This window comes from Streptomyces sp. CNH189 (assembly GCF_000527195.1).
The window spans coordinates 221,002-246,407 of sequence record NZ_AZUS01000011.1 but is presented as its reverse complement, the minus strand read 5'-3'; the positions used below and the strand labels follow the sequence as shown (position 1 = coordinate 246,407).

The window sequence follows — 25,406 nt, the reverse complement described above, 5'->3', positions numbered from 1 at the left end:
CGGGACGGACGAACCTCTGGTGTGCCAGTTGTCCTGCCAAGGGCATGGCTGGTTGGCTACGTTCGGGAGGGATAACCGCTGAAAGCATCTAAGCGGGAAGCCTGCTTCGAGATGAGGACTCCCACCTCCTAGAGAGGGTAAGGCTCCCAGTAGACGACTGGGTTGATAGGCCGGATATGGAAGCACGGTAACGTGTGGAGTTGACCGGTACTAATAGGCCGAGGGCTTGTCCTCAGTTGCTCGCGTCCACTGTGTTGGTTCTGAAACCACGAACAACCCCATGCCATGGTCACGGTGTGGTGCGGTTGACAGTTTCATAGTGTTTCGGTGGTCATAGCGTAGGGGAAACGCCCGGTTACATTCCGAACCCGGAAGCTAAGCCTTACAGCGCCGATGGTACTGCAGGGGGGACCCTGTGGGAGAGTAGGACGCCGCCGAACAACTCTTATAAGGGTTGGGCCCTGAACTTCGGTTCGGGGCCCAACCCTTTTTTGTTGCCCGTCACTTGACGTTCACGTTGTCGGCCCAGCATCCCAGTCATGAGTACTGCTGCACTGCTCAGGGCGGCCGGCGTCGGAGCCGGTGACGAAGTGGTCGTACCGGCCTTCGGCAACGTGGACATCGCCGAGGCCGTGACACTGGCGGGAGCGCAGCCGGTGTTCGCCGACATAGATCCGGACACCTACTGCCTGGCGCCCTCCGCGGTCGAGACGGTTCTGACTGCGCACACCGCAGCGGTCGTTGTCGTCCACCGCTTCGGACGCCTTGCCGACGTAGGGCGGATGCGTGCCCTCGGCCAACGGCACGGACTGCTGGTGCTGGAGCACACCGAGTTGGAGACGTCGCGGGACGAGACGGCCCGGCGGCGGGAGCGAGCCGCGTTCCTCGACGCGCGGCTGCGCGGGGTGCGGACACCCGAGGGAGGGTCCGGACACAGCTACCAGCAGTACGTCGTCCGGGTCCCGGGGAACGGCCGGCCGGACCGGGACGCCTTCGCACGTGCCGTACGGGACAAGGGAGTTGAGTGCCGGATACCGGTGCGGACCCCCTTGCACCGACTGCCCGAGTTCCGGCGGTACGTGTCCCTGCCCGAGACGGAACGGGCCGCGGACGAGACGCTCGCCCTCCCCGTCGACGCGTCGCTCACCAAGCGGGACATGCACCGCATCGCGTCCGCCTGCAATGCGCTGGGCGGACTGCTCGCACCGGCCCTCTGAGCGTGGTTGGGAGCACGGCTCCGTTCAGGGTATGATCTATTCCGTTGCCGCGAGGGAAACCGAAGCGACAACAGGCCCCTATAGCTCAGTCGGTAGAGCGTCTCCATGGTAAGGAGAAGGTCAACGGTTCGATTCCGTTTGGGGGCTCCGACAGAAAGGCCCCGCCCAATTGGGCGGGGCCTTTCTCATGCCCTCTTCGCGGTGAGGTTCAGTCCTGCTGGAGGCCAGGCACGCGCATGGCGAGGATCGCCATGTCGTCGGACGGGGCGTCCGTGGCGAAGCGTTCCACCGCGCGCATGATGCGCGCCGCGACCGCGCCGGCCGTCAGACCCGTACACGTCGTCAGGACCTCGGCGAGGCCGTCGTCGCCCAGCATGCGGGCCCCCTCACGGCGCTCGGTGACGCCGTCGGTGACGCACAGCAGGACGTCCCCGGGATCCAGGGTGACGGTCTCCTCGTAGAGCTCCAGGTCCTCCAGGACGCCCAGCAGCGGCTGCGGCTCGGCGGCAGGCTCGACCGTGCCGTCCTGACGGAGACGGAGTGGGAGCGGGTGGCCCGCGCAGACCACCTTCAGCTCGGCGCTGCCGTCCTCCCGCGGGCGCATCTCGCCGTACAGGAGGGTGAGGAAGCGGCTGCGCTCCCCCTCGTCGAGGATCGCGGAGTTGAGACGCTCCAGGACCGCCGGGCCGCTCAGGCCCTCCCGGGCCAGCAGGCGCAGGGCGTGCCGGGCGAGGCCGGTGACGGCCGCCGCGTTCGGGCCCGTGCCGCAGACGTCGCCGATCGCGAAACCGTAGGCGCCGTCGCTGATCGGGAAGAGGTCGTAGAAGTCGCCGCCGACCTCGTTGCCCTCGCCGGCCGCGCGGTAGATGACCTCGACCTCGACACCGTCGATCTGGGGCAGCTCCGGCGGCAGGAGGCTGCGCTGGAGCGACTGGCTGATGGCCGTGCGCTCCGAGTAGAGGCGGGCGTTGTCCAGGGCCAGGGCGGCACGGCGGGACAGGTCCTCGGCGAGCTCCAGGATCTCCTGGCGGAAGTGCTCGTCGGTCGGCTTGCCGAGCGTCAGCATGCCGATGACGCGGTTGCGGGCGACCAGGGGCAGGACCACGGTCTCGCCGCCGACCGCGGAGGCCGTGGCGAGGGTCGGGCCGATGCCGGTCGTGACATGGCGGGTCGGGCCGCCGCTCAGGCCGAGGCTGCGCATGGAGGTGCGCAGGGCCGCCTGGTGGGCGACCTCCGCGGGCGCCGACCAGACGCGGGCGCCCGGGGTCGGTACCGGGTCCGGCGGGGGCATCTTCGACAGCAGCGACTTGATGCCGTCGATGAGCTCCTCGTCCTCGTGCAGCACGTAGGACAGGTACGGCTCGGAGGCCTGGTCGGCGATCGTGTAGACCGCGCACCAGGTGGCGAGGGTCGGCACCGTCATCTGGGCCATGAGAGCCAGGGTCTGGTCCCGGTCGAGGGTGCCGGCCAGCAGGTCGGAGGCCTCGACGAGGAAGCTGAGGGAGCCGCGGCGCAGCCGTTCCAGTTCGCCCAGGCGCGCCGACTCGACGGCCAGCGCGATGCGGTCCGCGGCGAACTGCAGGCGCAGCGCCTCCTCGTTGGAGTATCTGCCGGCTCCCTCCGCGGCGACGCCGAGGGAGCCGGTGAGGCGCCCCTCCACCTTCAGCGGGACGGTGACGACCGAGCGCATGCCGGTGCCGTTGAGGAGCGGGACGGCGCCCGGGACGGCGGAGAGGTCCTCGTGGACGGCGGGCATGCGGGCGGAGCCGTAGCGGCCGGGGCCGCCCTCGACGGGGACGCGGGCGAAACGCTGGCGGGCGGAGGGCAGGCCCGTGGAGGCGCGGACCTCCAGCTCCGTCTCGTCGTCGGTGGCCAGCAGCAGGAAGGCGGAATCGCCGTCGAGCATGTCGCGGGCACGCTCCACGGTCCGCTGCAGCAGGCCGTCGAGATCGTCGGGGGCGGGGGAGCCGATGAAGACCTCGAACGGGTCGGCGCTCTGGCCCTCGCCGCCCGCTGAGTCCGGTGCGGGGCCGCGCAGCGGGGTCTGCAGAACCGCCCGTTCGTGGTCACGCACCAGGAGACAGACGGTTGACGGATCACCGTCGGTGTCCCGGACGCGCAGGTGGGAGGCGTACACCGGGATCACCCGGCCATGGGCCCCCCGGATGCCGTAGCTGCCCTCCCAGCGGGAGAGCTGGAGGGCGTCGGCGATGCCGGTGCCGGTGCCGGGGGTGTGCGGCCAGGCCGCGAGGTCGGTGAGGGGCTTGCCGGTGACCTGCTCGGCGGTGTACCCGAACAGTTCCTCCGCGTCCTCGTTCCACGCGGTGATGGAGCCGGTGCGGTCGATCTGGACCACGGCGACGCGGACGCGGGTGTCGGCGAGCGGCAGCAGGTGGGCCGGCAGGGCGGGGCCGGCGGCGCGGGTGCCGACCGGGCGCTCGGGAAGGTCGAGCTGGAACCAGACGGTCTTGTGGGTCGGGGTGTAGTCCACGCCCCAGTGGCCGGCGAGGGCCGCGCACAGCTGGAGCCCGCGCCCGCCCTCACGGTCGGGGCTGCCCATGTCGATGGGCGAGCCCTGGAGCGGGATCTCCCGCTCGGGATACCGGTCGGCCACCTCGATCCGTACGCCGTCGTCGCTGCGCAGGCAGAGGAGGTCGGCGGAGGTGCCGGCGTGGACCACGGCGTTGGTGACCAGTTCGCTGGTGAGCACCACGGCGTCGTCGACGATGTCGGCGAAGCCCCAGCCCTGGAGGGTGTCACGGACGAAGCTTCGGGCACTCGCGACGGATCGTCCGACGGGATCGAAGCTGGCGGCCGCGCGCGCGGTGATCACAGAACTCCTCGACCGGTTCTCGACGGGCATGGCTCCCTGGCCGGCCGGCTCGTGCCGCTGGTGCGGCAGGCCGTCCGTCGGCCGTGGGTCCGGGGGCTGTTCCCCCGGGATCAGTCCGGTGGTCATGTTGTGCGGCCGCCCCTCCGATGCCCGCTCGTCTTCGTGCCACCGCCCAGGCCGGACGCGCCGGCGTGGCTGGACAGCCGCATGCAAGGTTACTTACCTTCGCGGTCCGAGCGGATGCCGGTCTGCAGTGTTTCCGTCCGAGGTGTTCGCCGTCCGGCGGGTGTGCGGACGATGTGCGAAGCTGCCGAACTGTTATGGCCTGGTTCCGCGGGGGTGAAACACTGGGCAGGCTTGTAGGGAAGGTCCGGGCAGGCAGTGTGGTGTCGGCGCCGGGTGGGCAGCAGCCCCCTGGCGGCGCCTCGGAACGTCGGGCAGGGCATCTCAGTCAAACAGGTAAAGCACGGCAGCGACGGGAGCACCCTGGAGGGTGCCACCGGGCACAGCGGTAACGGTCGACCCCTGCGGGAGGGACACAGTGGAGTCTGGCGCAGCGACGCGGAGCACGAAGACGACGCGCGCGAAAGGCGGACAGTCCCTGAGTAAGCAGGGGAAGCCGCGCGGCGGCACCGTCACGGTGGAGGCAGCGGCGATGAACCGTCTGCTGGGCGCCCTGGTGTCGATGCGGGACGGCAACTTCCGCAAGCGGCTCACGGTGACCGGCGACGGCGTGATGTCGGAGATCGCCGCGGTCTTCAACGAGGTCGCCGACCGCAATCTGCACCTGACGGGTGAGCTGGCGCGGGTGCGCCGCATGGTGGGACGTGAGGGCAAGCTCACGGAGCGCCTGGAGACGGGGGCCTGCGAGGGCTCCTGGGCGGCCGCGATCGACCACTCCAACGCCCTGGTGGACGACCTGGTACGGCCGGTCTCCGAGGTGAGCCGGGTGCTGTCGGCGGTCGCGGAGGGTGATCTGTCGCCGCGTATGGAGCTGCGGACGCAGGCGCCGGACGGGACCGGGCATCCGCTGCGGGGCGAGTTCCTGAAGGTCGCGCGGACCGTCAACAACCTGGTCGACCAGCTGTCGACGTTCACCGACGAGGTCACGCGCGTGGCCAGCGAGGTGGGGACCGAGGGCAAGCTGGGCGGTCAGGCCCAGGTGCGGGGCATGTCCGGGTCCTGGAAGGACCTGACGGACTCCGTCAACACGATGGCGGAGCGGCTGACGGCACAGGTGCGCGACATCGCCCTGGTGACGACGGCCGTGGCGCGCGGTGACCTGTCGCGCAAGGTCACCGTGCACGTCGAAGGCGAGATGCTGGAGCTGAAGAACACCGTCAACACGATGGTGGACCAGCTCTCCGCGTTCTCCTCCGAGGTGACCCGCGTCGCCCGGGAGGTGGGCACCGAGGGCGCTCTCGGCGGCCAGGCGCAGGTGCCCGGGGTGGACGGCGTGTGGAAGGAGCTCACCGACTCCGTCAACACCATGGCCGGGAATCTCACCGCGCAGGTGCGCGGGATCGCCGAGGTGACGACGGCGGTGGCCAACGGTGACCTGTCGCGGAAGGTGACGGTGCCGGCGCGGGGCGAGGTGGCGCAGCTCGCCGAGACGATCAACCAGATGACCGAGACGCTGCGGATCTTCGCGGACGAGGTCACCCGGGTCGCCAACGAGGTCGGCGCCGAGGGGCGGCTGGGCGGCCAGGCGAACGTGCCGGGCGCGGCGGGGACGTGGAAGGACCTGACGGACTCGGTCAACACGGTGTTCCGGAACCTGACCACCCAGGTGAGGGACATCGCGGCGGTGACGACGGCGGTCGCCAACGGTGACCTGTCGCAGAAGGTCACCGTCGACGTGGCCGGCGAGATGCTGGAGCTGAAGAACACCGTCAACACGATGGTGGACCAGCTGTCCGCGTTCGGTGCCGAGGTCACGCGGGTGGCGCGGGAGATCGGCGTCGAGGGTGAGCTGGGCGGTCAGGCGCAGGTGCCGGGCGCGGCGGGCACGTGGAAGGACCTGACCGACTCGGTCAACACGGCCTTCCGCAACCTCACCGGTCAGGTGAGGAACATCGCCCAGGTGACGACGGCGGTGGCCAACGGTGACCTGTCGCAGAAGGTCACCGTGGACGTCTCCGGCGAGATGCTCCAGCTGAAGAACACCGTGAACACGATGGTGGACCAGCTGTCGAGCTTCGCCGACCAGGTCACGCGGATGGCGCGGGACGTGGGCACCGAGGGGCGGCTGGGCGGTCAGGCGCGCGTGGACGGCGTGTCGGGCACCTGGAAGGAGCTGACCGACTCCGTCAACTCGATGGCGTCGAACCTCACCGGTCAGGTGCGCAACATCGCCCAGGTCACCACGGCGGTGGCGCGCGGTGACCTGTCGCAGAAGATCGACGTGGACGCGCGCGGGGAGATCCTCGAGCTGAAGAACACCATCAACACGATGGTGGACCAGCTGTCGTCGTTCGCGGACCAGGTGACCCGGGTGGCCCGTGAGGTGGGCACCGAGGGCCGGCTGGGCGGTCAGGCGCAGGTGCCGGGCGTGGCCGGCGTGTGGCGGGACCTGACGGACTCGGTGAACGGCATGGCGTCCAACCTGACCGGCCAGGTGCGCAACATCGCGCAGGTGGCGACGGCCGTGGCGCGCGGTGACCTGTCGCAGAAGATCACCGTGGACGCGCGCGGGGAGATCCTGGAGCTCAAGAACACGCTGAACACGATGGTGGACCAGCTGTCGTCGTTCGCGGAGGAGGTCACCCGGGTGGCCCGCGAGGTGGGCACCGAGGGCATCCTGGGAGGCCAGGCGGAGGTGCAGGGTGTCTCCGGCACCTGGAAGGACCTCACGCAGTCGGTGAACGGCATGGCGAACAACCTGACCCTCCAGGTGCGCAACATCGCCGAGGTCACCACGGCGGTCGCCAAGGGCGACCTGTCGAAGAAGATCACCGTCGACGCCAAGGGCGAGATCCTCGAGCTGGTCACCACCGTCAACACGATGGTGGACCAGCTGTCGTCGTTCGCGGAGCAGGTGACCCGGGTGGCGCGTGAGGTGGGCACCGAGGGCATCCTGGGCGGCCAGGCGAACGTGCCGGGCGTCACGGGCATCTGGAAGGACCTGAGCGACAACGTCAACCTGATGGCCAAGAACCTGACCACTCAGGTGCGCAACATCTCGCAGGTCTCCGCCGCGGTCGCCAACGGTGACCTGACGCGGCAGGTCAGCATCGAGGCGCGCGGTGAGGTGGCGCAGCTCGCGGACACCATCAACACGATGGTGAAGACGCTGAGCGCGTTCGCCGAGCAGGTCACCAAGGTGGCCCGTGAGGTGGGCACGGACGGCATCCTGGGCGGTCAGGCGCAGGTGCCGGGCGTGGCGGGCACGTGGAAGGACCTCACCGAGTCGGTGAACGGCATGGCGTCGAACCTGACCGGTCAGGTGCGCAACATCGCCATGGTGACCACGGCGATCGCCAAGGGTGACCTGACGAAGAAGATCGACATCGACGCGCGCGGGGAGATCCTCGAGCTGAAGACGACCATCAACACGATGGTCGACCAGCTGTCGTCGTTCGCCGAGGAGGTCACGCGTGTGGCCCGCGAGGTGGGCACGGAGGGCCAGCTGGGCGGTCAGGCGCGGGTGCGGGACGTGGACGGCACCTGGCGGGACCTGACGGAGTCGGTGAACGAGATGGCCGGGAACCTCACCCGGCAGGTGCGTGCCATCGCGCGCGTGGCGACCGCGGTGACCCGAGGCGACCTGAACCTGAAGATCGACGTGGACGCGTCCGGGGAGATCCAGGAGCTCCAGGACTACATCAACAAGATGATCGCGAACCTGCGCGACACCACGATCGCCAACAAGGAGCAGGACTGGCTGAAGGGCAACCTGGCCCGCATCTCCGCGCTGATGCAGGGCCGGCGCGACCTGGAGGACGTGGCCTCGCTGATCATGAGCGAGCTGACGCCGGTGGTGTCCGCGCAGCACGGCGCGTTCTTCCTCGCCATGCCCCTGGTGGACGGCGAGGACCTGAACGCGGCCGACGAGGAGCAGTTCGAGCTGCGGATGCTCGGTTCGTACGGCTACTCCATGGGGTCCATGCCGACGTCGTTCCAGCCCGGTGAGGGGCTGATCGGCACGGCCGCGATGGAGAAGCGCACGATCCTGGTGGAGAACGCGCCCAGCGGCTACCTGAAGATCTCCTCCGGGCTCGGGGAGGCGCCGCCGGCCCAGGTGATCGTGCTGCCGGTGCTGTTCGAGGGGAAGGTGCTCGGCGTCATCGAGCTGGCGTCGTTCACGCCGTTCACGGCGATCCAGAAGGACTTCCTCAACCAGATCGCCGAGATGATCGCGACCAGCGTCAACACCATCTCCGTCAACACCAAGACCGAGCGGCTGCTGGCGCAGTCGCAGGAGCTGACCGAGCAACTGCGGGAGCGGTCGGCCGAGTTGGAGCAGCGGCAGAAGGCGCTCCAGGCGTCCAACGCCGAACTGGAGGAGAAGGCCGAGCTGCTGGCGCGGCAGAACCGCGACATCGAGGTGAAGAACACCGAGATCGAGGAGGCGCGGCAGGTCCTGGAGGAGCGTGCCGAGCAGCTCGCGGTGTCCATGCGCTACAAGAGCGAGTTCCTGGCGAACATGTCGCACGAACTGCGTACGCCGCTCAACTCGCTGCTGATTCTGGCCAAGTTGCTCGCCGACAACGCGGAGGGCAACCTCTCACCGAAGCAGGTCGAGTTCGCCGAGACGATCCACGGCGCGGGCTCGGACCTGCTGCAGCTCATCAACGACATCCTCGACCTGTCGAAGGTCGAGGCGGGCAAGATGGACGTCTCCCCGACGCGCATCGCGCTGGTGCAGCTCGTGGACTACGTGGAGGCCACGTTCCGTCCGCTGACCGCGGAGAAGGGCCTGGACCTGTCGGTGCGGGTGTCGCCGGAGCTGCCGGCCACCCTGCACACCGACGAGCAGCGGTTGCTGCAGGTGCTGCGGAACCTGCTGTCCAACGCGGTGAAGTTCACCGACTCCGGTTCGGTGGAGCTGGTCATCCGGCCCGCCCGGGACGAGGTGCCGCAGGCCATCCGGGAGCAGCTGCTGGAGGCCGGTTCGCTGACCGACCCGGACGCGGACCTGATCGCGTTCTCGGTGAGCGACACGGGCATCGGCATCGCGGCCAGCAAGATGCGGGTGATCTTCNAGGCGTTCAAGCAGGCCGACGGCACCACCAGCCGCAAGTACGGCGGCACGGGGCTCGGGCTGTCCATCTCGCGGGAGATCGCGCAGCTGCTCGGCGGTGAGATCCACGCGCAGAGCGAGCCGGGCCGCGGCTCGACGTTCACCCTGTACCTGCCGCTGCACCCCAGCGAGCTGCCGCCCAACGGCTACCAGCAGCCTCCCATGCCGGCGCTGGAGGCCGGTGATCTGGTCGCGTCGGCCGAGCTGACCGCGCCGGAGTCCGAGACGCCGGCGGAGGTGGCGTCGTACCGGGAGGCGCAGAACGGTCCGGCGGCGCTGTTCCGGCGCCGGCGCCGGGTCACGCTGCCGCAGGACCAGCGGCCGTCCGCGGAGCTGGAGGAGGGGTGGCCGGCCCTGGAGCAGGAGCCGGCGGCCCGGACGCCGCGCCGGGGCATCCGCTTCGGCGGGCAGAAGGTGCTGATCGTCGACGACGACATCNGTAACGTCTTCGCGCTGACCAGCGTCCTGGAGCAGCACGGCCTGTCCGTGCTGTACGCCGAGAACGGCCGCGAGGGTATCGAGGTGCTGGAGCAGCACGACGACGTGGCGGTCGTGCTGATGGACATCATGATGCCCGAGATGGACGGGTACGCGACGACCACGGCGATCCGGAGGATGCCGCAGTTCGCGGGGCTCCCGATCATCGCGCTCACCGCGAAGGCGATGAAGGGCGACCGGGAGAAGGCCATCGAGTCGGGCGCCTCCGACTACGTGACCAAGCCGGTCGATCCCGATCACCTGCTGTCCGTGATGGAGCAGTGGATGAGGGGGGAGTGAGACCGGCGGCCGGTGGGCGTGCGAAGGTGGGGGGAAGCTTCCTCGTGCGTGCGGAGTTGTCCACGCGGTGTGTGCGAAGTCGTGTAGAAGGGTGCGATCCGGGGAACCTTCTGGTCTCCCGCCGCGTTTCTGTTACGTGCACAGTGACATCGCGGTGACAGGGTGTGGCGACGGGCGGGGTGCGGCTACGATGACCGGCACAAGGACGGGCGGCGCAAGGGAGTCGTCCCCAGGGGAGGCATCCCGAGGTGCTTCCCCAGGTCCTGCGGACAGGGAGGGCCCCAAGCCGGGGCGAGGAGGGCGGGCCATGGTGCAGAAGGCCAAGATCCTCCTGGTCGATGACCGGCCGGAGAATCTGCTGGCGCTGGAGGCGATCCTCTCGGCGCTCGATCAGACGCTGGTGCGGGCATCGTCCGGGGAGGAAGCGCTCAAAGCACTGCTCACGGACGACTTCGCGGTCATTCTGCTGGACGTCCAGATGCCGGGCATGGACGGTTTCGAGACCGCCGCGCACATCAAGCGGCGGGAGCGGACCCGGGACATCCCGATCATCTTCCTCACCGCGATCAACCACGGCCCGCATCACACCTTCCGGGGGTACGCGGCCGGTGCGGTGGACTACATCTCCAAGCCGTTCGACCCGTGGGTGCTGCGCGCGAAGGTCTCGGTCTTCGTCGAGCTGTACATGAAGAACTGCCAGCTGCGGGAGCAGGCGTCGCTGCTGCGGCTCCAGCTCGAGGGCAGCGAGAAGGACGCCGGTGAGTCGAAGGACTCGGCGGGGCTGCTCGCCGAGCTCTCGGCGCGGCTCGCCGCCGTCGAGGAGCAGGCCGAGGCGCTCACCAAGCAGCTGAACGACGAGTCGACCGACGCGGCCGCGGTCGCCACGGCGGCCCATCTGGAGCGCAAGCTCACCGGGTTGCGGCGGGCGCTGGACGCCCTGGAGCCCGGGACCGGTAGCGCGTCGTCGGTGTCGTCGCAGAACTGACCCCGCCGACGCGGGCCTTGCCCGTCCCCGAGGCGCCGGCCGGCGCTGAGGGGGAGTCAACTCGCTCCGTACGCGACGTCGTGCGTCACTTTCGCGCCTCGACGGGCGCGACACGAACGGGTGAAGCATCCGCCACGCGTGTCACTTACCGTCTCCCCCGGTAACCTCACACCATGGCCTCACGTCCCTCCGCAGCCAAGAAGCCGCCCGCGAAGAAGGCGGCCGCTTCCGCGAAGGCTCCGGCGAAGAAGGCCGTCGCCAAGAAGGCCCCGGCGAAGAAGCCGGCCCCCGCGCCGGCCCCGAACCCGACCAGTGCCGTCTACCGGCTGGTCCGCGCCCTCTGGCTGGGGCTGGCCCACGCCGTCGGTGCCGTGTTCCGCGGCATAGGGCAGGGCGCCAAGAACCTCGACCCGGCCCACCGCAAGGACGGCGTCGCCCTGCTGCTGCTCGGCATCGCGCTGATCGTCGCCGCCGGCACCTGGGCCGACCTCAAGGGCCCCGTCGGCGACCTGGTGGAGATCCTGGTCACCGGTGCCTTCGGACGGCTCGACCTGCTGGTGCCGATCCTCGTCGCCGTCGTCGCCGTACGGTTCATCCGGCACCCGGAGAAGCCCGAGGCCAACGGGCGGATCGTGATCGGCCTGTCGGCGCTCGTCATCGGCATCCTGGGCCAGATCCACATCGCCTGCGGTTCGCCCCCGCGCAGCGAAGGCATGCAGGCCATAAGGGACGCCGGCGGCCTGATCGGCTGGAGTGCCGCCGCGCCGCTGTCGTCCACCATGACCGACGTCCTGGCCGTCCCGCTGCTGGTGTTGCTGACGGTCTTCGGCCTGCTGGTGGTCACGGCTACCCCGGTCAACGCGATCCCGCAGCGGCTGCGCCTGCTCGGTGAGCGGCTGGGCCTCGTCCACGACCCCGAGCCGGAGGAGTTCGGCGAGGACGACGAGCGCTACGACCAGCAGTGGCGCGAGGCGCTGCCCGAGGGGCGCCGCAGGCGCCGGCCCGCGCCCCACCAGGAGTACGACCCCGAGCAGGCGGAGCAGGAGGCGCTGTCCCGGCGCCGGGGCCGGCCCCGCAGGTCGGCGGTGCCGCAGCCCGACGCCCACCGCGCCATGGACGCCGTGGACGTGGCCGCCGCCGCGGCCGCCGCGCTCGACGGCGCCGTGATGCACGGCATGCCGCCCTCGCCGGTCGTCGCCGACCTCACCCAGGGCGTGAGCACCGGAGACCACGAGCCGACCACGCCCACGCCGGTTCCGGCCGCCCGCCCGCAGCAGGACAAGATCACGTCGGGCAGGACCCGCAAGAACGCCCCCGCGCAGGACCCGGCGCAGCAGGAGCGGCCGCCCGCGGGCGTGCTCGACATGACCAAGGCGCCACCCCGCGAACCGCGCGACCTGCCGCCGCGCGCGGAGCAGTTGCAGCTCTCCGGCGACATCACCTACTCCCTGCCCTCGCTGGACCTGCTGCACCGCGGCGGTCCGGGCAAGGCGCGCAGCGCGGCCAACGACGCCATGGTGGACGCGCTGCGGAAGGTCTTCACGGAGTTCAAGGTGGACGCCGCCGTCACCGGCTTCACCCGCGGCCCCACGGTCACCCGGTACGTGGTCGAGCTGGGTCCCGCCGTGAAGGTGGAGCGGGTCACCGCCCTCACCAAGAACATCGCGTACGCCGTCGCCAGCCCGGACGTGCGGATCATCAGCCCGATCCCCGGCAAGTCCGCGGTCGGCATCGAGATCCCCAACACCGACCGGGAGATGGTCAACCTCGGTGACGTGCTGCGGCTCGCGGAGTCCGCCGAGGACGACGACCCGATGCTCGTCGCCTTCGGCAAGGACGTCGAGGGCGGCTACGTCATGGACTCGCTGGCGAAGATGCCGCACATGCTGGTCGCCGGCGCCACCGGCTCCGGCAAGTCGTCCTGCATCAACTGCCTGATCACCTCGGTCATGATGCGGGCGACCCCGGAGGACGTCCGGATGATCCTGGTCGACCCCAAGCGCGTGGAGCTGACGGCGTACGAGGGCATCCCGCACCTGATCACGCCGATCATCACCAACCCAAAGCGGGCCGCCGAGGCGCTGCAGTGGGTCGTGCGGGAGATGGACCTGCGCTACGACGACCTGGCCGCGTACGGCTTCCGGCACATCGACGACTTCAACCGAGCGGTGCGCGAGGGCAAGGTCAAGCCGCCCGAGGGGAGCGAGCGCGAGCTCCAGCCGTATCCGTACCTGCTGGTGATCGTGGACGAGCTGGCCGACCTGATGATGGTCGCTCCGCGCGACGTCGAGGACGCCATCGTGCGCATCACGCAGCTCGCGCGGGCCGCCGGCATCCACCTGGTGCTGGCCACGCAGCGGCCCTCGGTCGACGTCGTCACCGGTCTGATCAAGGCGAACGTGCCGTCCCGGCTGGCGTTCGCGACCTCCTCGCTCGCCGACTCGCGGGTCATCCTCGACCAAGGCGGTGCCGAGAAGCTGATCGGCAAGGGCGACGGGCTGTTCCTGCCGATGGGCGCGAACAAACCCACGCGTATGCAGGGCGCGTTCGTGACCGAGGAGGAGGTCGCGGTCGTCGTCCAGCACTGCAAGGACCAGATGGCGCCGGTCTTCCGGGAGGACGTCGTCGTCGGGACCAAGCAGAAGAAGGAGATCGACGAGGACATCGGCGACGACCTCGACCTGCTGTGCCAGGCCGCCGAGCTGGTCGTCTCCACCCAGTTCGGGTCCACGTCGATGCTCCAGCGCAAGCTGCGCGTCGGCTTCGCGAAGGCGGGCCGGCTGATGGACCTCATGGAGTCCCGCAACATCGTCGGACCGAGCGAGGGCTCCAAGGCTCGTGACGTTCTCGTGAAACCCGACGAGCTGGACGGCGTGCTCGCGCTGATCCGCGGGGAGTCTGAAGGGTAGGCGGAAGGGACACGGTTGTCGCGCCGGGACGTCCGGACGGATGATCGTGACCCTTCCGTAAGGGATCAACGAGCAACCGTTTCCCGTCGGCGCACGTCAAGTTGAGCGAAGTGTCAGACAGCAGGCCGACCATCGGAATGTCGGGCCATTCCGATGGCGTACAAAGTACGAACGCCCGGTTGCCCCACCCCTTCGTACCCCACCTAGACTGAACCTCCAGCACAGGCGGATACACGCTCGAAAGGCGCCCCCGTGTCCAACGGCAACTCCCCTGAAGACGAGCGTCCGTTCGAAGACGTTTCCGAGGAAGCCCGCCCTTCCGTCTCCGTCGGCCGCGCGCTGCAGCAGGCGCGCGTCGCCGCCGGTCTCACCGTCGACGACGTCAGTACCGCCACCCGCGTCCGGATCGCCATCGTGCACGCCATCGAGCGGGACGACTTCGCGCCCTGCGGCGGCGACGTGTACGCGCGCGGGCACATCCGCACGCTGGCCAAGGCCGTGCGGCTCGACCCGGCCCCCCTGCTCGCCCAGTACGAGGCCGAGCACGGCGGCGGCCGTCCGGCACCGACCCCGGCCGCGCCCCTCTTCGAGGCGGAGCGCATCCGTCCCGAGCGGCGCGGACCCAACTGGACCGCCGCCATGGTCGCCGCGATCGTGGTCGTCATCGGCTTCGTCGGCTTCACCATGGTCAACGGCGGCGACGACGGCGGCAAGACCGACGTCGCCGGTGACAGCGACGCCACCGCGTCGCCCACGCCCAGTCCCACCACCAAGACCGCGAAGCCCGTCGTGCCCGCCCCGGACCCGTCGGACAGCGCCATCGCCGCCGCCCCGCAGGACAAGGTGACCGTCAAGGTCGTCGCCGCCGACGGGCCGAGCTGGATCTCCGCCAAGGACCACAACGGCAAGGTGCTCTTCGCCGAGCTGCTCAAGCAGGGCGAGGACAAGACCTTCCAGGACAGCACGAAGATCGATCTGGTCCTCGGTGACGCCGGCGCCCTCGACCTGTTCGTCAACGGCGAGGAGATCGAGGACGACTGGCAGCCGGGCGCGGTGGAGCGCCTCACCTACACCAAGGGCGACCCGCAGGCCGGATGACCCGCGCCCGCGGACGCGCCCACGACGGGGTCGGCCGGGTCCGGCCAACCCCGTCGACATGGGCCCTCGCCGGGACGAAGTAGTCTGAGCCCATGCCTGAACGCCGTACCGTCGCACTGGTCACCCTTGGCTGCGCCCGTAACGAGGTGGACTCGGAGGAGCTCGCGGGCCGTTTGGAGGCGGACGGCTGGCAGCTCGTGGACGACGCCGAGGACGCCGACGTCGCCGTCGTCAACACCTGCGGCTTCGTCGAAGCCGCCAAGAAGGACTCCGTGGACGCCCTCCTGGAGGCCAACGACCTCAAGGGACACGGGAGAACCCAGGCCGTCGTCGCGGTCGGCTGCATGGCCGAGCGGTACGGCAAGGAGCTCGCCGACGCCCTCCCCGAGGCCGACGGCGTGCTCGGCTTCGACGACTACGCGGACATCTCCGACCGCCTCCAGACCATCCTGAACGGCGGCACCCACGCCTCGCACACCCCGCGCGACCGGCGCAAGCTGCTCCCGATCAGCCCCGCCGAGCGGCAGGAGTCCGCCGCGGACGTCGCGCTCCCCGGGCACGGCCCGGCCGACCTGCCCGACGGCCTCGCCCCGGCCTCCGGCCCCCGCGCCCCCCTGCGCCGCCGGCTCGACGGCTCCCCGGTCGCCTCCGTGAAGCTGGCCTCCGGCTGCGACCGGCGCTGCTCCTTCTGCGCCATCCCGTCCTTCCGCGGCTCCTTCATCTCCCGCCGCCCCAGCGACGTGCTCAACGAGACGCGCTGGCTGGCCGAGCAGGGCGTGAAGGAGATCATGCTGGTCTCCGAGAACAACACCTCCTACGGCAAGGACCTCGGCGACATCCGTCTGCTGGAGTCCCTGCTGCCCGAACTCGCCGAGGTCGACGGCCTGGAGCGGGTGCGCGTCAGCTACCTCCAACCGGCCGAGATGCGCCCCGGCCTGATCGACGTGCTGACCTCCACGCCGAAGATCGCCCCGTACTTCGACCTGTCCTTCCAGCACTCGGCGCCCGACGTGCTGCGCGCCATGCGCCGCTTCGGCGACACCGACCGCTTCCTGGAGCTGCTCGACACCATCCGGAGCAAGGCGCCCCAGGCCGGCGTGCGCTCCAACTTCATCGTCGGCTTCCCCGGCGAGTCCGCGTCCGACCTCGCGGAGCTGGAGCGGTTCCTCAACCACGCCCGGCTGGACGCCATCGGTGTGTTCGGCTACTCCGACGAGGAGGGCACCGAGGCGGCCGGCTACGAGGGCAAGCTGGAGGAGGACGTGGTGGCCGAGCGGCTGGCCCGGGTCTCCCGGCTGGCCGAGGAGCTCGTCTCGCAGCGCGCCGAGGAGCGGGTCGGCGAGACCGTGCACGTCCTGGTCGAATCCGTCGACGAGGAGGAGGGTGTGTACGGCAGGGCCGAGCACCAGGCCCCCGAGACGGACGGCCAGGTGCTGCTCACGAGCGGCGAGGGACTGAGCGTCGGCCGTATGGTCGAGGCGAAGGTGGTCGGCACGGAAGGTGTCGACCTGGTGGCCGAGCCGCTCTTCCAGGGCTCGCCCGCGCGCAGTGAGGAGGCGGGCAGATGACGGGTGTCCCGGCATCGGCGGCAGGTGGCTCCTCGGGCGCGAGGAGGGCGACGGGCCCCGCGTCCGGCGGCATGACACCGGCGTCCGGCCGCGCGCTCGCGCGGGAGGCCAGGGACACGGCTCCGGGCGCGTCCGGCGACGGACCGACGCGGCGTGACGCCGCCGGCCCCGCTCCGGCGGACGCCCGGCCGCAGGACGGCGTGACGGCTCCGGCCGTCTCGTCGGCCTCCGACATCGGCGACGGGCAGGGCGGCTCCACGAGGGCACCGCGCGGCGGCAAGATCGCAGCGGCGGCCGTGGACCAGGCCAGCGTCTGGAACATCGCCAACCTGCTGACCATGCTGCGGCTGCTGCTCGTGCCGGCGTTCGTCATGCTGATGCTCGCCGACGGCGGCTACGACCCCGCGTGGCGCTCGCTCGCCTGGGCGGCCTTCGCCGTCGCCATGATCACCGACCTGTTCGACGGTCATCTGGCGCGCACCTACAACCTGGTCACCGACTTCGGAAAGATCGCCGACCCCATCGCCGACAAGGCCATCATGGGTGCCGCGCTGATCTGCCTGTCGGCCCTCGGTGACCTGCCGTGGTGGGTCACGGGCGTGATCCTCGGACGGGAACTCGGCATCACCCTGCTGCGTTTTCTGGTCATTCGCTACGGGGTGATCCCGGCCAGCCGCGGCGGCAAGTTGAAGACCCTCACCCAGGGCGTGGCCGTCGGCATGTACGTGCTCGCGCTGACCGGGTGGCTGGCGACGCTGCGCTGGTGGGTGATGGCCGCGGCGGTGGTGCTGACCGTGGCGACCGGACTCGACTACGTGAAACAGGCCATTGTGCTCCGCAGGCAGGGAATCGCCGAGCGCAAGGCGGCGTTGGAGGAGACAGAAGCGTGAGTTCAACGGCCACCGAGGTGGTGCGACTACTCACCGTGAACGGCGGGACGGTCGCGGTCGCCGAGTCGCTGACCGGTGGCCTGGTGGCGGCGGAGATCACCTCCGTGCCCGGGGCGTCCAGGGTCTTCCGTGGCTCGGTCACGGCCTACGCAACCGACCTGAAGCACCGGCTGCTGGGCGTCGACGCCACTCTGCTGGACCAGCGCGGTGCGGTGGATCCGCAGGTGGCGGCCCAGATGGCGGCCGGCGTGCGCAAGGCGCTCGGTGCCGACTGGGGTGTCGCCACCACCGGGGTGGCCGGCCCGGACCCGCAGGACGGACAGGACGTCGGCACGGTGTACGTGGCCGTCGACGGGCCCTTCGCGGAGGGCGCCGGTTCTGCCTCTGGCGGAAAAGTGCGCCATCTGCGGTTGAACGGCGACCGCGCGGAAATTCGTAGGGAGAGTGTACGGAGCGTACTCGCACTGCTCGTCGCGGAGCTTGCGGGCGAACAGACCGGGAATGAGCGGGCACAGGATACGGAACGGAACGGGGGGTTTTGATGTTTGCAGCCCAGAGTGAACACGACATCGCTCCCCGCACGGCCGCGGCGCGAGGCGGTACGGTGGGGCGAGAAGGATGCGGCTACGCGGTCCGAGGAGGGAGCCACCGATGATTCTGCTCCGTCGCCTGCTGGGTGACGTGCTGCGTCGGCAGCGCCAGCGCCAGGGCCGTACTCTGCGCGAAGTCTCCTCGTCCGCCCGAGTCTCACTCGGCTATCTCTCCGAGGTGGAGCGGGGGCAGAAGGAGGCTTCCTCCGAGCTGCTCTCCGCGATCTGCGACGCGTTGGACGTACGGATGTCCGAGCTCATGCGGGAAGTGAGCGACGAGCTCGCCCTCGCCGAGCTGGCCCAGTCTGCTGCAGCGACCCCCAGCGAGCCCGTACCCACGCCGGTTCGTCCGATGCTGGGTTCCGTGTCGGTGACCGGCGTGCCACCGGAACGGGTGACCATCAAGGCGCCCGCCGAGGCGGTGGACGTCGTCGCCGCCTGAGCCCGGTGTCCGGCGCCCTGCGCGGTGTGAAGGTGTGAGATGCCCCGGTGAGGGCTCCTCCGGAAGATCCCGGAGGGGTGCCGCCGGGGTTTTCGCGTGCCTGGGGTCTCGCGTCCGGGGTCGGGGTGGTGCCGGGGCCTGCGTTTGCCGGGGTGGCGCCGGGCCGTCATCGTGGAGACGAGGCGGGGGTCAGCCACGGAGGTGCGGATGTACGTCGTGAAGAGCCCGTTGTCCGACGAGAACCTGAAGACCGTTTCGGAGGCACTGCAGGGCGCCCTGGTCGATCTCGTGGACCTTTCCCTGGTAGCCAAGCAGATCCACTGGAACGTGGTCGGACCGCGCTTCCGCTCCGTCCATCTCCAGCTCGACGAGGTGGTGGCCGTCGCCCGCGGGCACTCCGACACCGTGGCCGAGCGCGCCGCGGCGCTGGGCGTCTCGCCGGACGGGCGGGCCGCGACGGTCGCCGTCGGCAGCGGGATCGGTGTCACGCCCGAGGGCTGGGTCGACGACGCGGCCGCAGTGGGCGCGCTGGTCGACGCGCTCGGCGCGGTGATCACCCGGATGCGGGAGCGGATCGCGGCCACCGAGGAACCCGACCCGGTGACCCAGGACACCTTCATCACCATCACCGCGGACCTCGAGAAGCACCACTGGATGTTCCAGGCCGCGAACGGGTGACGAGGCCGCCGGGCCCCGGGACGGTCCCCGTGCGGGTTGTGTGCCGGTGTGCCGCCGCCGCCGTGTGCACCGTGCTGTGGTGGTGGGCGGCGGCACGTCTGCTGCTGGACCCCGACGCGGGAGCGCTGGAAGGCGCGGTCGCGGCCGGCGGGTGGGGCCTCAGCGTGCTTCCGCTGCACTGCCTGCCCAAGGCGCGGGCGGAGGGCGCGCTCCCGACGGGGCGGTGGCGGCGGGCCTGGCGTGCGGGGCGGGACGGCGATGCGGCGTGACGAGTTGTCGTCGTGCGGGGCGGAGCTTCGAGCGAGGGGTGTGCGTGGGCCCCGGCCAGGGTGCGGGAGGGTGGGGCTGAGCGCGCCGGCGACCCGGCGTGAGGGCTGCTGATCCCCGGACCCGGTGCCGTCGATCTGCTCGGTTCCGGTCAGCGGGCCGGGTTCTGGCGGGCGCGCGGTGTGCGGGCGGGAGCCGGGCCGGGCTGGCATGTGGGGCACCAGTACGTGGGGCGCTCGCGGGAGCCGTCGCCCTGCTCGGCCAGCCGGATCGGTGTGCCGCAGCGCAGGCAGGGGCGGCGGGCGCGGCCGTAGACGTAGAGGTCCTGGCCGCGCCGTCCCGTGGTGTTGCGGACGGGGCGCTCGCGGTTGAACTCCAGCAGCTTCCTGGCGAGCTCGGGCAGGCTCGCCATCCGGTCGGGGGGCAGGTCGCCGACGGGGAGCCAGGGGGTGACGTTGAGCAGGAAGCACAGCTCGCTCTTGAACACGTTGCCGATGCCCGCGAGGTTGCGCTGGTCCAGCAGGGCCTCACCGAGTTCACGGTCGGGGTCCTGCTTCAGGTTGGCGAGCGCGAGGGCGGGGTCCCAGTCGGGGCCCAGCAGGTCGGGGCCGAGGTGGCCGACGGCGCGCTCCTCGTCCTCGGTGCGGATCAGCTCCAGCACCGGGAGCCGGTAGCCGACGGCGGTGCGTTCGGCGTTGGCCAGGACGGCGCGGATCTGGTGTGACGGGCCGCCGTTCCAGTGCTGTCCGGGCGCGAAGATCCGCCAGGAGCCGTCCATCCGCAGATGCGAGTGCAGGGTCAGGCCGCCCTCGACGCGGGTCAGCAGGTGCTTGCCGCGCGCGGTGACGTCCAGCACCGAGCGGCCGGTGAGGTCGGACGTGGCGAACCGGGGCACCCGCAGGTCGCTGCGGACCAGCACTCTGTCCGCGAGGGCCTCGTGCAGCCGCCGCGCGGCCTGCCGGACCGTGTCTCCTTCGGGCATGCGTCAAGGGTGACACGGCCGGGCCGCCTCCGGCCGGGGGAGGTCAGGCGCGCAGGCGCAGCCCCCTGGGCGTGGCGACGAAGCCCGCGGTCTCCAGCAGGGCGCCCAGCGGCGACGTCAGGGCCGGGGTGCCGTTCACGCGCTCCACCGTCACCGTGCCGAGGGAGCCCGCGCGGGCGGCGCCGGCCAGCGCCTCGGCGGCGAGCGGCAGACGTGGGTCGTCGGCAGGCTCGGCGTCCGCGTCGGCCGGCCAGGCCAGCAGGGTCTTGCCGCCCCGCTCCATGTACAGCGTCAGCTCACCGTCCACCAGCACCACCAGGGAGCCCGCCTTGCGGCCGGGTTTGTGCCCGGCACCGGTGGGCGGCTCCGGCCAGCCCAGGGCGGCCCCGTAGGCGTTGGCGGGGTCGGCGGCGGCGAGGACGACGGCCCGGGAGGTGTGGTCGGGCCCCGTACGGCGGCCGGCGAACGGGTCGTACGAGGGGCCGCGCCCACTTTGCCAGGGCTGCGAGCCCTGGGCGGCGATGTCACGCGGCGAGACGTACTCACCGGGGCGCGAGGGGAGGTACGACGCGTCGTCCTGACCCGGCGCGGTCCCGTAGGGGTCGGAGTCCGTGCCGAACTGAGCGGGCGCGTCCGGTGTCGTCCGCCCCTCGCCGCGCTCCCGGGCGTTGGCCGCCGCGCGCAGGCGGTCCACGGCACCGTCCATCGCGAACTGTGCGGCGCCCAGGCCCTCCACCACATAGCCGCGCCGGGCCTGGCCCGTCTCCTCGAAGGCGGACAGCACGCGGTAGACCGCCGAGAACCCGCCCTCGACGCCCTCCGCGGAGACGGCGCCCCGGGTCACCACGCCGTGCCGGTCGAGCAGGGTGCGGGCCAGGGCGTGGGCGCGGACCGTGGTCTCGCCGTCCCGGTCGGGCAGCAGGGACCAGCGGCCGGCGACGGTGGGCGGTCCGGTGCGGGAGGCACTGCGGGCCGCCGCCGTGAGCGAGCCGTAGCGCCCACGCGGAACCGCGCGCTTGGCCCGGTGGGCCGTGGAGCCGGCGGTGCGGCCGGAGCCGAGCAGGGCGCGCATGGGGTTGAGCGTGTCGTTGGTCAGCCGACCGGACCAGGCGAGGTCCCACAGGGCGTCGGCCAGCTGAGGGTCGCCGGCCTCGGGATGGGTGGTGGCGCGGACCTGGTCGGCGATCTGGCGGAAGAACAGGCCGTAGCCGCCGGACAGGGCGGCCAGCACGGACTCGTGCAGCGCGGTCGTCTCCAGCGGGTGCGGGGGAGGGAGCAGCAGGGGAGCCGCGTCCGCCAGGTACAGGGAGACCCAGCCGTCCTTGCCCGGCAGCGAACCGGCACCCGCCCAGACCACCTCTCCGGCCGCCGTGAGCTCGTCGAGCATGGCCGGGCCGTAGCCCGCCACCCGGGACGGCAGGACCAGCTTCTCCAGGGCCGACGCGGGTACGGAGGCGCCCTGCAACTGCTCGACGGCGCGCAGGAGTCCGTCGATGCCCCGCAAGGAGTGGCCCTTGCCGATGTGCTGCCACTGGGGGAGGAACTGGGCCAGTGCGGGCGGGGACACCGGCTCCAACTCGTGCCGCAGCGCGGCCAGGGAGCGGCGGCGCAGCCGGCGCAGCACCGCCGCGTCGCACCACTCCTGGCCGATGCCGGCCGGGTGGAACTCGCCCTGCACCACCCGGCCCGCCGCCGACAGCCGCTGCAGCGCGCCCTCGGTGACCGCCACGCCCAGGCCGAAGCGGGCCGCCGCCGTCGCCGACGTGAACGGGCCGTGGGTGCGCGCGAACCGGGCGAGGAGGTCGCCCAGGGGGTCCTTGACGGGTTCGGTGAACGCCTCGGGCACACCCACCGGCAGCGCCGTGCCCAGCGCGTCCCGCAGCCGGCCGGCGTCCTCGACGGCCGCCCAGTGGTCCTCGCCCGCGACGCGCACCCGGATGGCGCGTCGCGCGGAGGCCAGATCCCGGGCCCATCGGGGTTCGGCGCCCCGCTCGGCGAGTTCGGCGTCCGTGAGCGGGCCGAGCATCCGCAGCAGGTCGGCGACGCTCTCCGCGTCCTTGGCGCGCCGGTCCTCGGTGAGCCACTGCAGCTCACGCTCCAGCTCGGTGAGTACCTCGGCGTCGAGCAGCTCACGCAGCTCCGCCTGGCCGAGCAGTTCGGCGAGCAGCCGGGAGTCCAGCGACAGGGCGGCGGCCCGCCGCTCGGCGAGCGGGGAGTCACCCTCGTACAGGAACTGGGCGACGTAGCCGAACAGCAGGGAGCGGGCGAACGGGGACGGCTCCGGGGTGGTGACCTCGACCAGGCGCACCTTCCGCGCTTCCACGTCGCCCATGAGCTCGACCAGGCCGGGGACGTCGAAGACGTCCTGGAGGCACTCGCGGACCGCCTCCAGCACGATCGGGAACGAGCCGAACTCGCCGGCCACCTGGAGCAGTTGGGAGGCGCGCTGGCGCTGCTGCCACAGCGGGGTGCGCCGGCCCGGGTTGCGGCGGGGAAGCAGCAGCGCGCGGGCGGCGCACTCACGGAACCGGGAGGCGAACAGGGCCGAGCCTCCGACCTGGTCGGTGACGACCTGGTCGACCTCGCCCTTGTCGAAGACGACGTCGGAGGCGCCCACCGGGGCCTGGTCCGCGTCGTAGGCGGAGCCGGCCTTCATCGGCTCCTGGTCGAGCAGGTCCAGGCCCATCAGGTCGGCGTCCGGGAGCCGCAGCACGATGCCGTCGTCGGCGTGCATCACCTGCGCGTCCATGCCGTACCGCTCGGAGAGACGGGCACCGAGCGCGAGCGCCCAGGGCGCGTGCACCTGGGCGCCGAACGGGGAGTGCACGACGACCCGCCAGTCGCCCAGCTCGTCCCGGAAACGCTCGACCACGATGGTGCGGTCGTCCGGGACGTGACCGCAGGCCTCACGCTGCTCAGCGAGGTACGACAGCACGTTGTCCGCGGCCCAGGCGTCCAGGCCCGCGGCCAGCAGCCTCAGCCGGGCGTCCTCGTCGGACAGCGACCCCACCTCGCGCAGGAAGGCGCCCACCGCCCGGCCCAGCTCCAGCGGCCGGCCCAGCTGGTCGCCCTTCCAGAACGGCAGCCGCCCCGGCACACCCGGTGCGGGCGAGACCAGGACACGGTCGCGCGTGATGTCCTCGATGCGCCACGAGCTGGTGCCGAGCGTGAAGACGTCCCCCACGCGTGACTCATAGACCATCTCCTCGTCCAGCTCACCGACCCGGCCCCCGCCCTTCTTGGGATCGGCGCCCGCAAGGAACACCCCGAAGAGACCGCGGTCGGGGATGGTGCCGCCCGAGGTGACGGCCAGGCGCTGGGCGCCGGGGCGTCCGGTGATCTCGCCGGTGACCCGGTCCCACACCACGCGCGGGCGCAGCTCCGCGAACGCGTCCGACGGGTACCGGCCGGCGAGCATGTCCAGCACCGACGTGAACGCCGACTCGGGCAGCGCGGCGAACGGGGCCGCCCGGCGCACCATCGCCAGCAGGTCGTCGAACTGCCAGGTGTCCATCGCCGTCATCGCCACGAGCTGCTGGGCCAGGACGTCCAGCGGGTTCGACGGCACGCGCAGGGACTCGATCGCGCCCGTGCGCATGCGCTCCGTCACGACGGCGGCCTGCACCAGGTCGCCCCGGTACTTCGGGAACACCACGCCCGTCGAGACCGCGCCCACCTGGTGTCCCGCTCGGCCCACCCGCTGGAGTCCGGAGGCGACCGATGGCGGTGACTCGACCTGGACCACCAGGTCGACGGCGCCCATGTCGATGCCCAGCTCCAGACTGGAGGTGGCGACCACCGCGGGCAGCCGGCCCGCCTTGAGGTCCTCCTCCACCTGGGCGCGCTGCTCCTTGGACACCGAGCCGTGGTGCGCACGCGCGATGACCGCGGGCGCCCCCTGCGCCGCCCCGGAACCGCCCATCAGCTCGGCGGGGGAGTGGTGCTCGTCCAGTGGCTCGCCGGTGGCGCGCTCGTAGGCGATCTCGTTGAGCCGGTTGCACAGGCGCTCGGCCAGACGGCGGGAGTTCGCGAACACGATGGTCGAGCGGTGGCCCTGCACCAGGTCGGTGATCCGCTCCTCGACATGCGGCCAGATCGACGGGCGCTCCGCGCCCTCCGAGCCGTCGGCGACCGGGGAGCCGCCCAGCTCGCCCAGGTCCTCCACCGGCACCACCACGGAGAGGTCGAACTCCTTGCCCGACTCCGGCTGCACGATCTCCGTCTTGCGGCGCGGCGACAGGAACCGGGCGACCTCGTCCACGGGACGCACCGTCGCCGACAGACCGATGCGGCGGGCCGGCCGCGGCAGCAGCTCGTCCAGCCGCTCCAGGGACAGCGCGAGATGGGCGCCGCGCTTGGTGCCCGCGACAGCGTGCACCTCGTCGAGGATCACCGTCTCCACACCGGCCAGCGCGTCACGGGTGGCGGACGTCAGCATCAGGAACAGCGACTCGGGCGTGGTGATCAGGATGTCCGGCGGGCGGGTGGCGAGGGCGCGGCGCTCGGCGGGCGGCGTGTCACCGGAGCGGAGTCCGACCTTCACCTCGGGCTCGGGCAGTCCCAGGCGCGCGGACTCCTGGCGGATGCCGGTCAGCGGACTGCGCAGGTTCCGCTCGACGTCGACGGCCAGGGCCTTCAGCGGGGAGACGTACAGGACGCGGCAGCGCTTCTTCGGGTCGGCGGGCGGCGGGGTCGAGGCGAGCTGGTCCAGGGCGGCGAGGAAGGCGGCCAGGGTCTTCCCGGAGCCGGTGGGGGCCACGACCAGCACGTCCGAGCCCGCGCCGATGGCCTGCCAGGCACCGGCCTGGGCGGCGGTGGGCGCGGAGAAGGCCCCCGTGAACCAGCTGCGGGTCGCGGGGGAGAAGCCGTCCAGAGCTCGGCGCGGATCGCTGACCATGGGTCCATCGTGCACCCCGCCACTGACAATC

Annotated in this window: 14 protein-coding genes, 1 tRNA gene and 2 rRNA genes; 14 read left to right on the top strand and 3 right to left on the bottom strand. The window is 71.4% G+C overall.

Annotated features, from left to right (window positions below):
* The 4 genes from B100_RS0117350 to B100_RS0117335 form a co-directional block, all read left to right on the top strand.
* Positions 1-234, top strand: a 23S ribosomal RNA gene (locus B100_RS0117350); the annotation flags it as partial.
* 89 nt (positions 235-323) lie between these two features.
* A 5S ribosomal RNA gene (gene rrf / locus B100_RS0117345) occupies positions 324-440 on the top strand.
* A 114-nt stretch (positions 441-554) separates the two neighbouring features.
* On the top strand, positions 555-1,217 hold the full coding sequence (locus B100_RS0117340; RefSeq protein ID WP_024885698.1) for a DegT/DnrJ/EryC1/StrS family aminotransferase: 663 nt from the start codon (positions 555-557) through the stop codon (positions 1,215-1,217).
* 74 nt (positions 1,218-1,291) lie between these two features.
* A tRNA-Thr gene (locus B100_RS0117335) sits at positions 1,292-1,364 on the top strand.
* A gap of 61 nt (positions 1,365-1,425) precedes the next feature.
* Here the strand turns inward: B100_RS0117335 and B100_RS0117330 are convergent.
* Positions 1,426-4,176 carry a SpoIIE family protein phosphatase gene (locus B100_RS0117330; RefSeq protein WP_024885697.1) on the bottom strand — a complete coding sequence of 917 codons (2,751 nt, stop codon included), beginning with the start codon at positions 4,174-4,176 and terminating at the stop codon, positions 1,426-1,428.
* Positions 4,177-4,591: 415 nt separating this feature from the next.
* Here B100_RS0117330 and B100_RS0117325 point away from each other — a divergent pair, with 415 nt between their 5' ends.
* The 10 genes from B100_RS0117325 (at position 4,592) to B100_RS0117280 (ending at position 19,498) form a co-directional block, all read left to right on the top strand.
* Positions 4,592-10,069, top strand: a complete 5,478-nt coding sequence (locus tag B100_RS0117325) for a HAMP domain-containing protein (RefSeq protein ID WP_024885696.1) — start codon at positions 4,592-4,594, stop codon at positions 10,067-10,069.
* Between the two features lie 307 nt (positions 10,070-10,376).
* Positions 10,377-11,054 carry a response regulator gene (locus tag B100_RS0117320; protein WP_024885695.1) on the top strand — a complete coding sequence of 226 codons (678 nt, stop codon included), beginning with the start codon at positions 10,377-10,379 and terminating at the stop codon, positions 11,052-11,054.
* A 173-nt stretch (positions 11,055-11,227) separates the two neighbouring features.
* Entirely contained in the window at positions 11,228-13,963 is a 2,736-nt protein-coding gene (locus B100_RS0117315; RefSeq protein ID WP_024885694.1) for a DNA translocase FtsK, read from the top strand.
* A 252-nt stretch (positions 13,964-14,215) separates the two neighbouring features.
* Positions 14,216-15,061 carry a helix-turn-helix domain-containing protein gene (locus tag B100_RS0117310; RefSeq protein ID WP_024885693.1) on the top strand — a complete coding sequence of 282 codons (846 nt, stop codon included), beginning with the start codon at positions 14,216-14,218 and terminating at the stop codon, positions 15,059-15,061.
* Positions 15,062-15,153: 92 nt separating this feature from the next.
* Positions 15,154-16,629, top strand: a complete 1,476-nt coding sequence (gene rimO, locus B100_RS0117305; RefSeq protein ID WP_024885692.1) for a 30S ribosomal protein S12 methylthiotransferase RimO — start codon at positions 15,154-15,156, stop codon at positions 16,627-16,629.
* Positions 16,626-17,519: a CDP-diacylglycerol--glycerol-3-phosphate 3-phosphatidyltransferase gene (gene pgsA / locus B100_RS0117300; protein ID WP_024885691.1), complete on the top strand. Its 894-nt coding sequence runs from the start codon at positions 16,626-16,628 to the stop codon at positions 17,517-17,519. The genes rimO and pgsA overlap by 4 nt, the downstream gene beginning before the upstream one ends.
* Complete coding sequence (locus B100_RS0117295) at positions 17,516-18,061, top strand: CinA family protein (RefSeq protein WP_024885690.1); 546 nt, start codon at positions 17,516-17,518, stop codon at positions 18,059-18,061. The genes pgsA and B100_RS0117295 overlap by 4 nt, the downstream gene beginning before the upstream one ends.
* A gap of 109 nt (positions 18,062-18,170) precedes the next feature.
* On the top strand, positions 18,171-18,551 hold the full coding sequence (locus B100_RS0117290; protein WP_003993396.1) for a helix-turn-helix domain-containing protein: 381 nt from the start codon (positions 18,171-18,173) through the stop codon (positions 18,549-18,551).
* A 207-nt stretch (positions 18,552-18,758) separates the two neighbouring features.
* Positions 18,759-19,229 carry a Dps family protein gene (locus tag B100_RS0117285; protein ID WP_024885689.1) on the top strand — a complete coding sequence of 157 codons (471 nt, stop codon included), beginning with the start codon at positions 18,759-18,761 and terminating at the stop codon, positions 19,227-19,229.
* A gap of 38 nt (positions 19,230-19,267) precedes the next feature.
* Entirely contained in the window at positions 19,268-19,498 is a 231-nt protein-coding gene (locus B100_RS0117280; protein ID WP_024885688.1) for a hypothetical protein, read from the top strand.
* A 149-nt stretch (positions 19,499-19,647) separates the two neighbouring features.
* Here the strand turns inward: B100_RS0117280 and B100_RS0117275 are convergent, their stop codons facing one another.
* Positions 19,648-20,478, bottom strand: coding sequence for a DNA-formamidopyrimidine glycosylase family protein (locus B100_RS0117275; protein WP_024885687.1), 831 nt, complete (start codon positions 20,476-20,478; stop codon positions 19,648-19,650).
* Positions 20,479-20,521: 43 nt separating this feature from the next.
* Positions 20,522-25,375, bottom strand: coding sequence for an ATP-dependent helicase (locus B100_RS0117270; RefSeq protein ID WP_024885686.1), 4,854 nt, complete (start codon positions 25,373-25,375; stop codon positions 20,522-20,524).
* Positions 25,376-25,406 lie beyond the last annotated feature (31 nt).

What these genes read in the sequence shown, in the direction of transcription:
- B100_RS0117275 (WP_024885687.1), bottom strand. Translation starts at nt 20,478, where the DNA reads ATGCCCGAAGGAGACACGGTCCGGCAGGCCGCGCGGCGGCTGCACGAG.
- rimO (WP_024885692.1), top strand. Translation starts at nt 15,154, where the DNA reads ATGCCTGAACGCCGTACCGTCGCACTGGTCACCCTTGGCTGCGCCCGT.
- B100_RS0117290 (WP_003993396.1), top strand. Translation starts at nt 18,171, where the DNA reads ATGATTCTGCTCCGTCGCCTGCTGGGTGACGTGCTGCGTCGGCAGCGC.
- B100_RS0117270 (WP_024885686.1), bottom strand. Translation starts at nt 25,375, where the DNA reads ATGGTCAGCGATCCGCGCCGAGCTCTGGACGGCTTCTCCCCCGCGACC.
- B100_RS0117330 (WP_024885697.1), bottom strand. Translation starts at nt 4,176, where the DNA reads ATGACCACCGGACTGATCCCGGGGGAACAGCCCCCGGACCCACGGCCG.
- B100_RS0117320 (WP_024885695.1), top strand. Translation starts at nt 10,377, where the DNA reads ATGGTGCAGAAGGCCAAGATCCTCCTGGTCGATGACCGGCCGGAGAAT.
- B100_RS0117315 (WP_024885694.1), top strand. Translation starts at nt 11,228, where the DNA reads ATGGCCTCACGTCCCTCCGCAGCCAAGAAGCCGCCCGCGAAGAAGGCG.
- pgsA (WP_024885691.1), top strand. Translation starts at nt 16,626, where the DNA reads ATGACGGGTGTCCCGGCATCGGCGGCAGGTGGCTCCTCGGGCGCGAGG.
- B100_RS0117285 (WP_024885689.1), top strand. Translation starts at nt 18,759, where the DNA reads ATGTACGTCGTGAAGAGCCCGTTGTCCGACGAGAACCTGAAGACCGTT.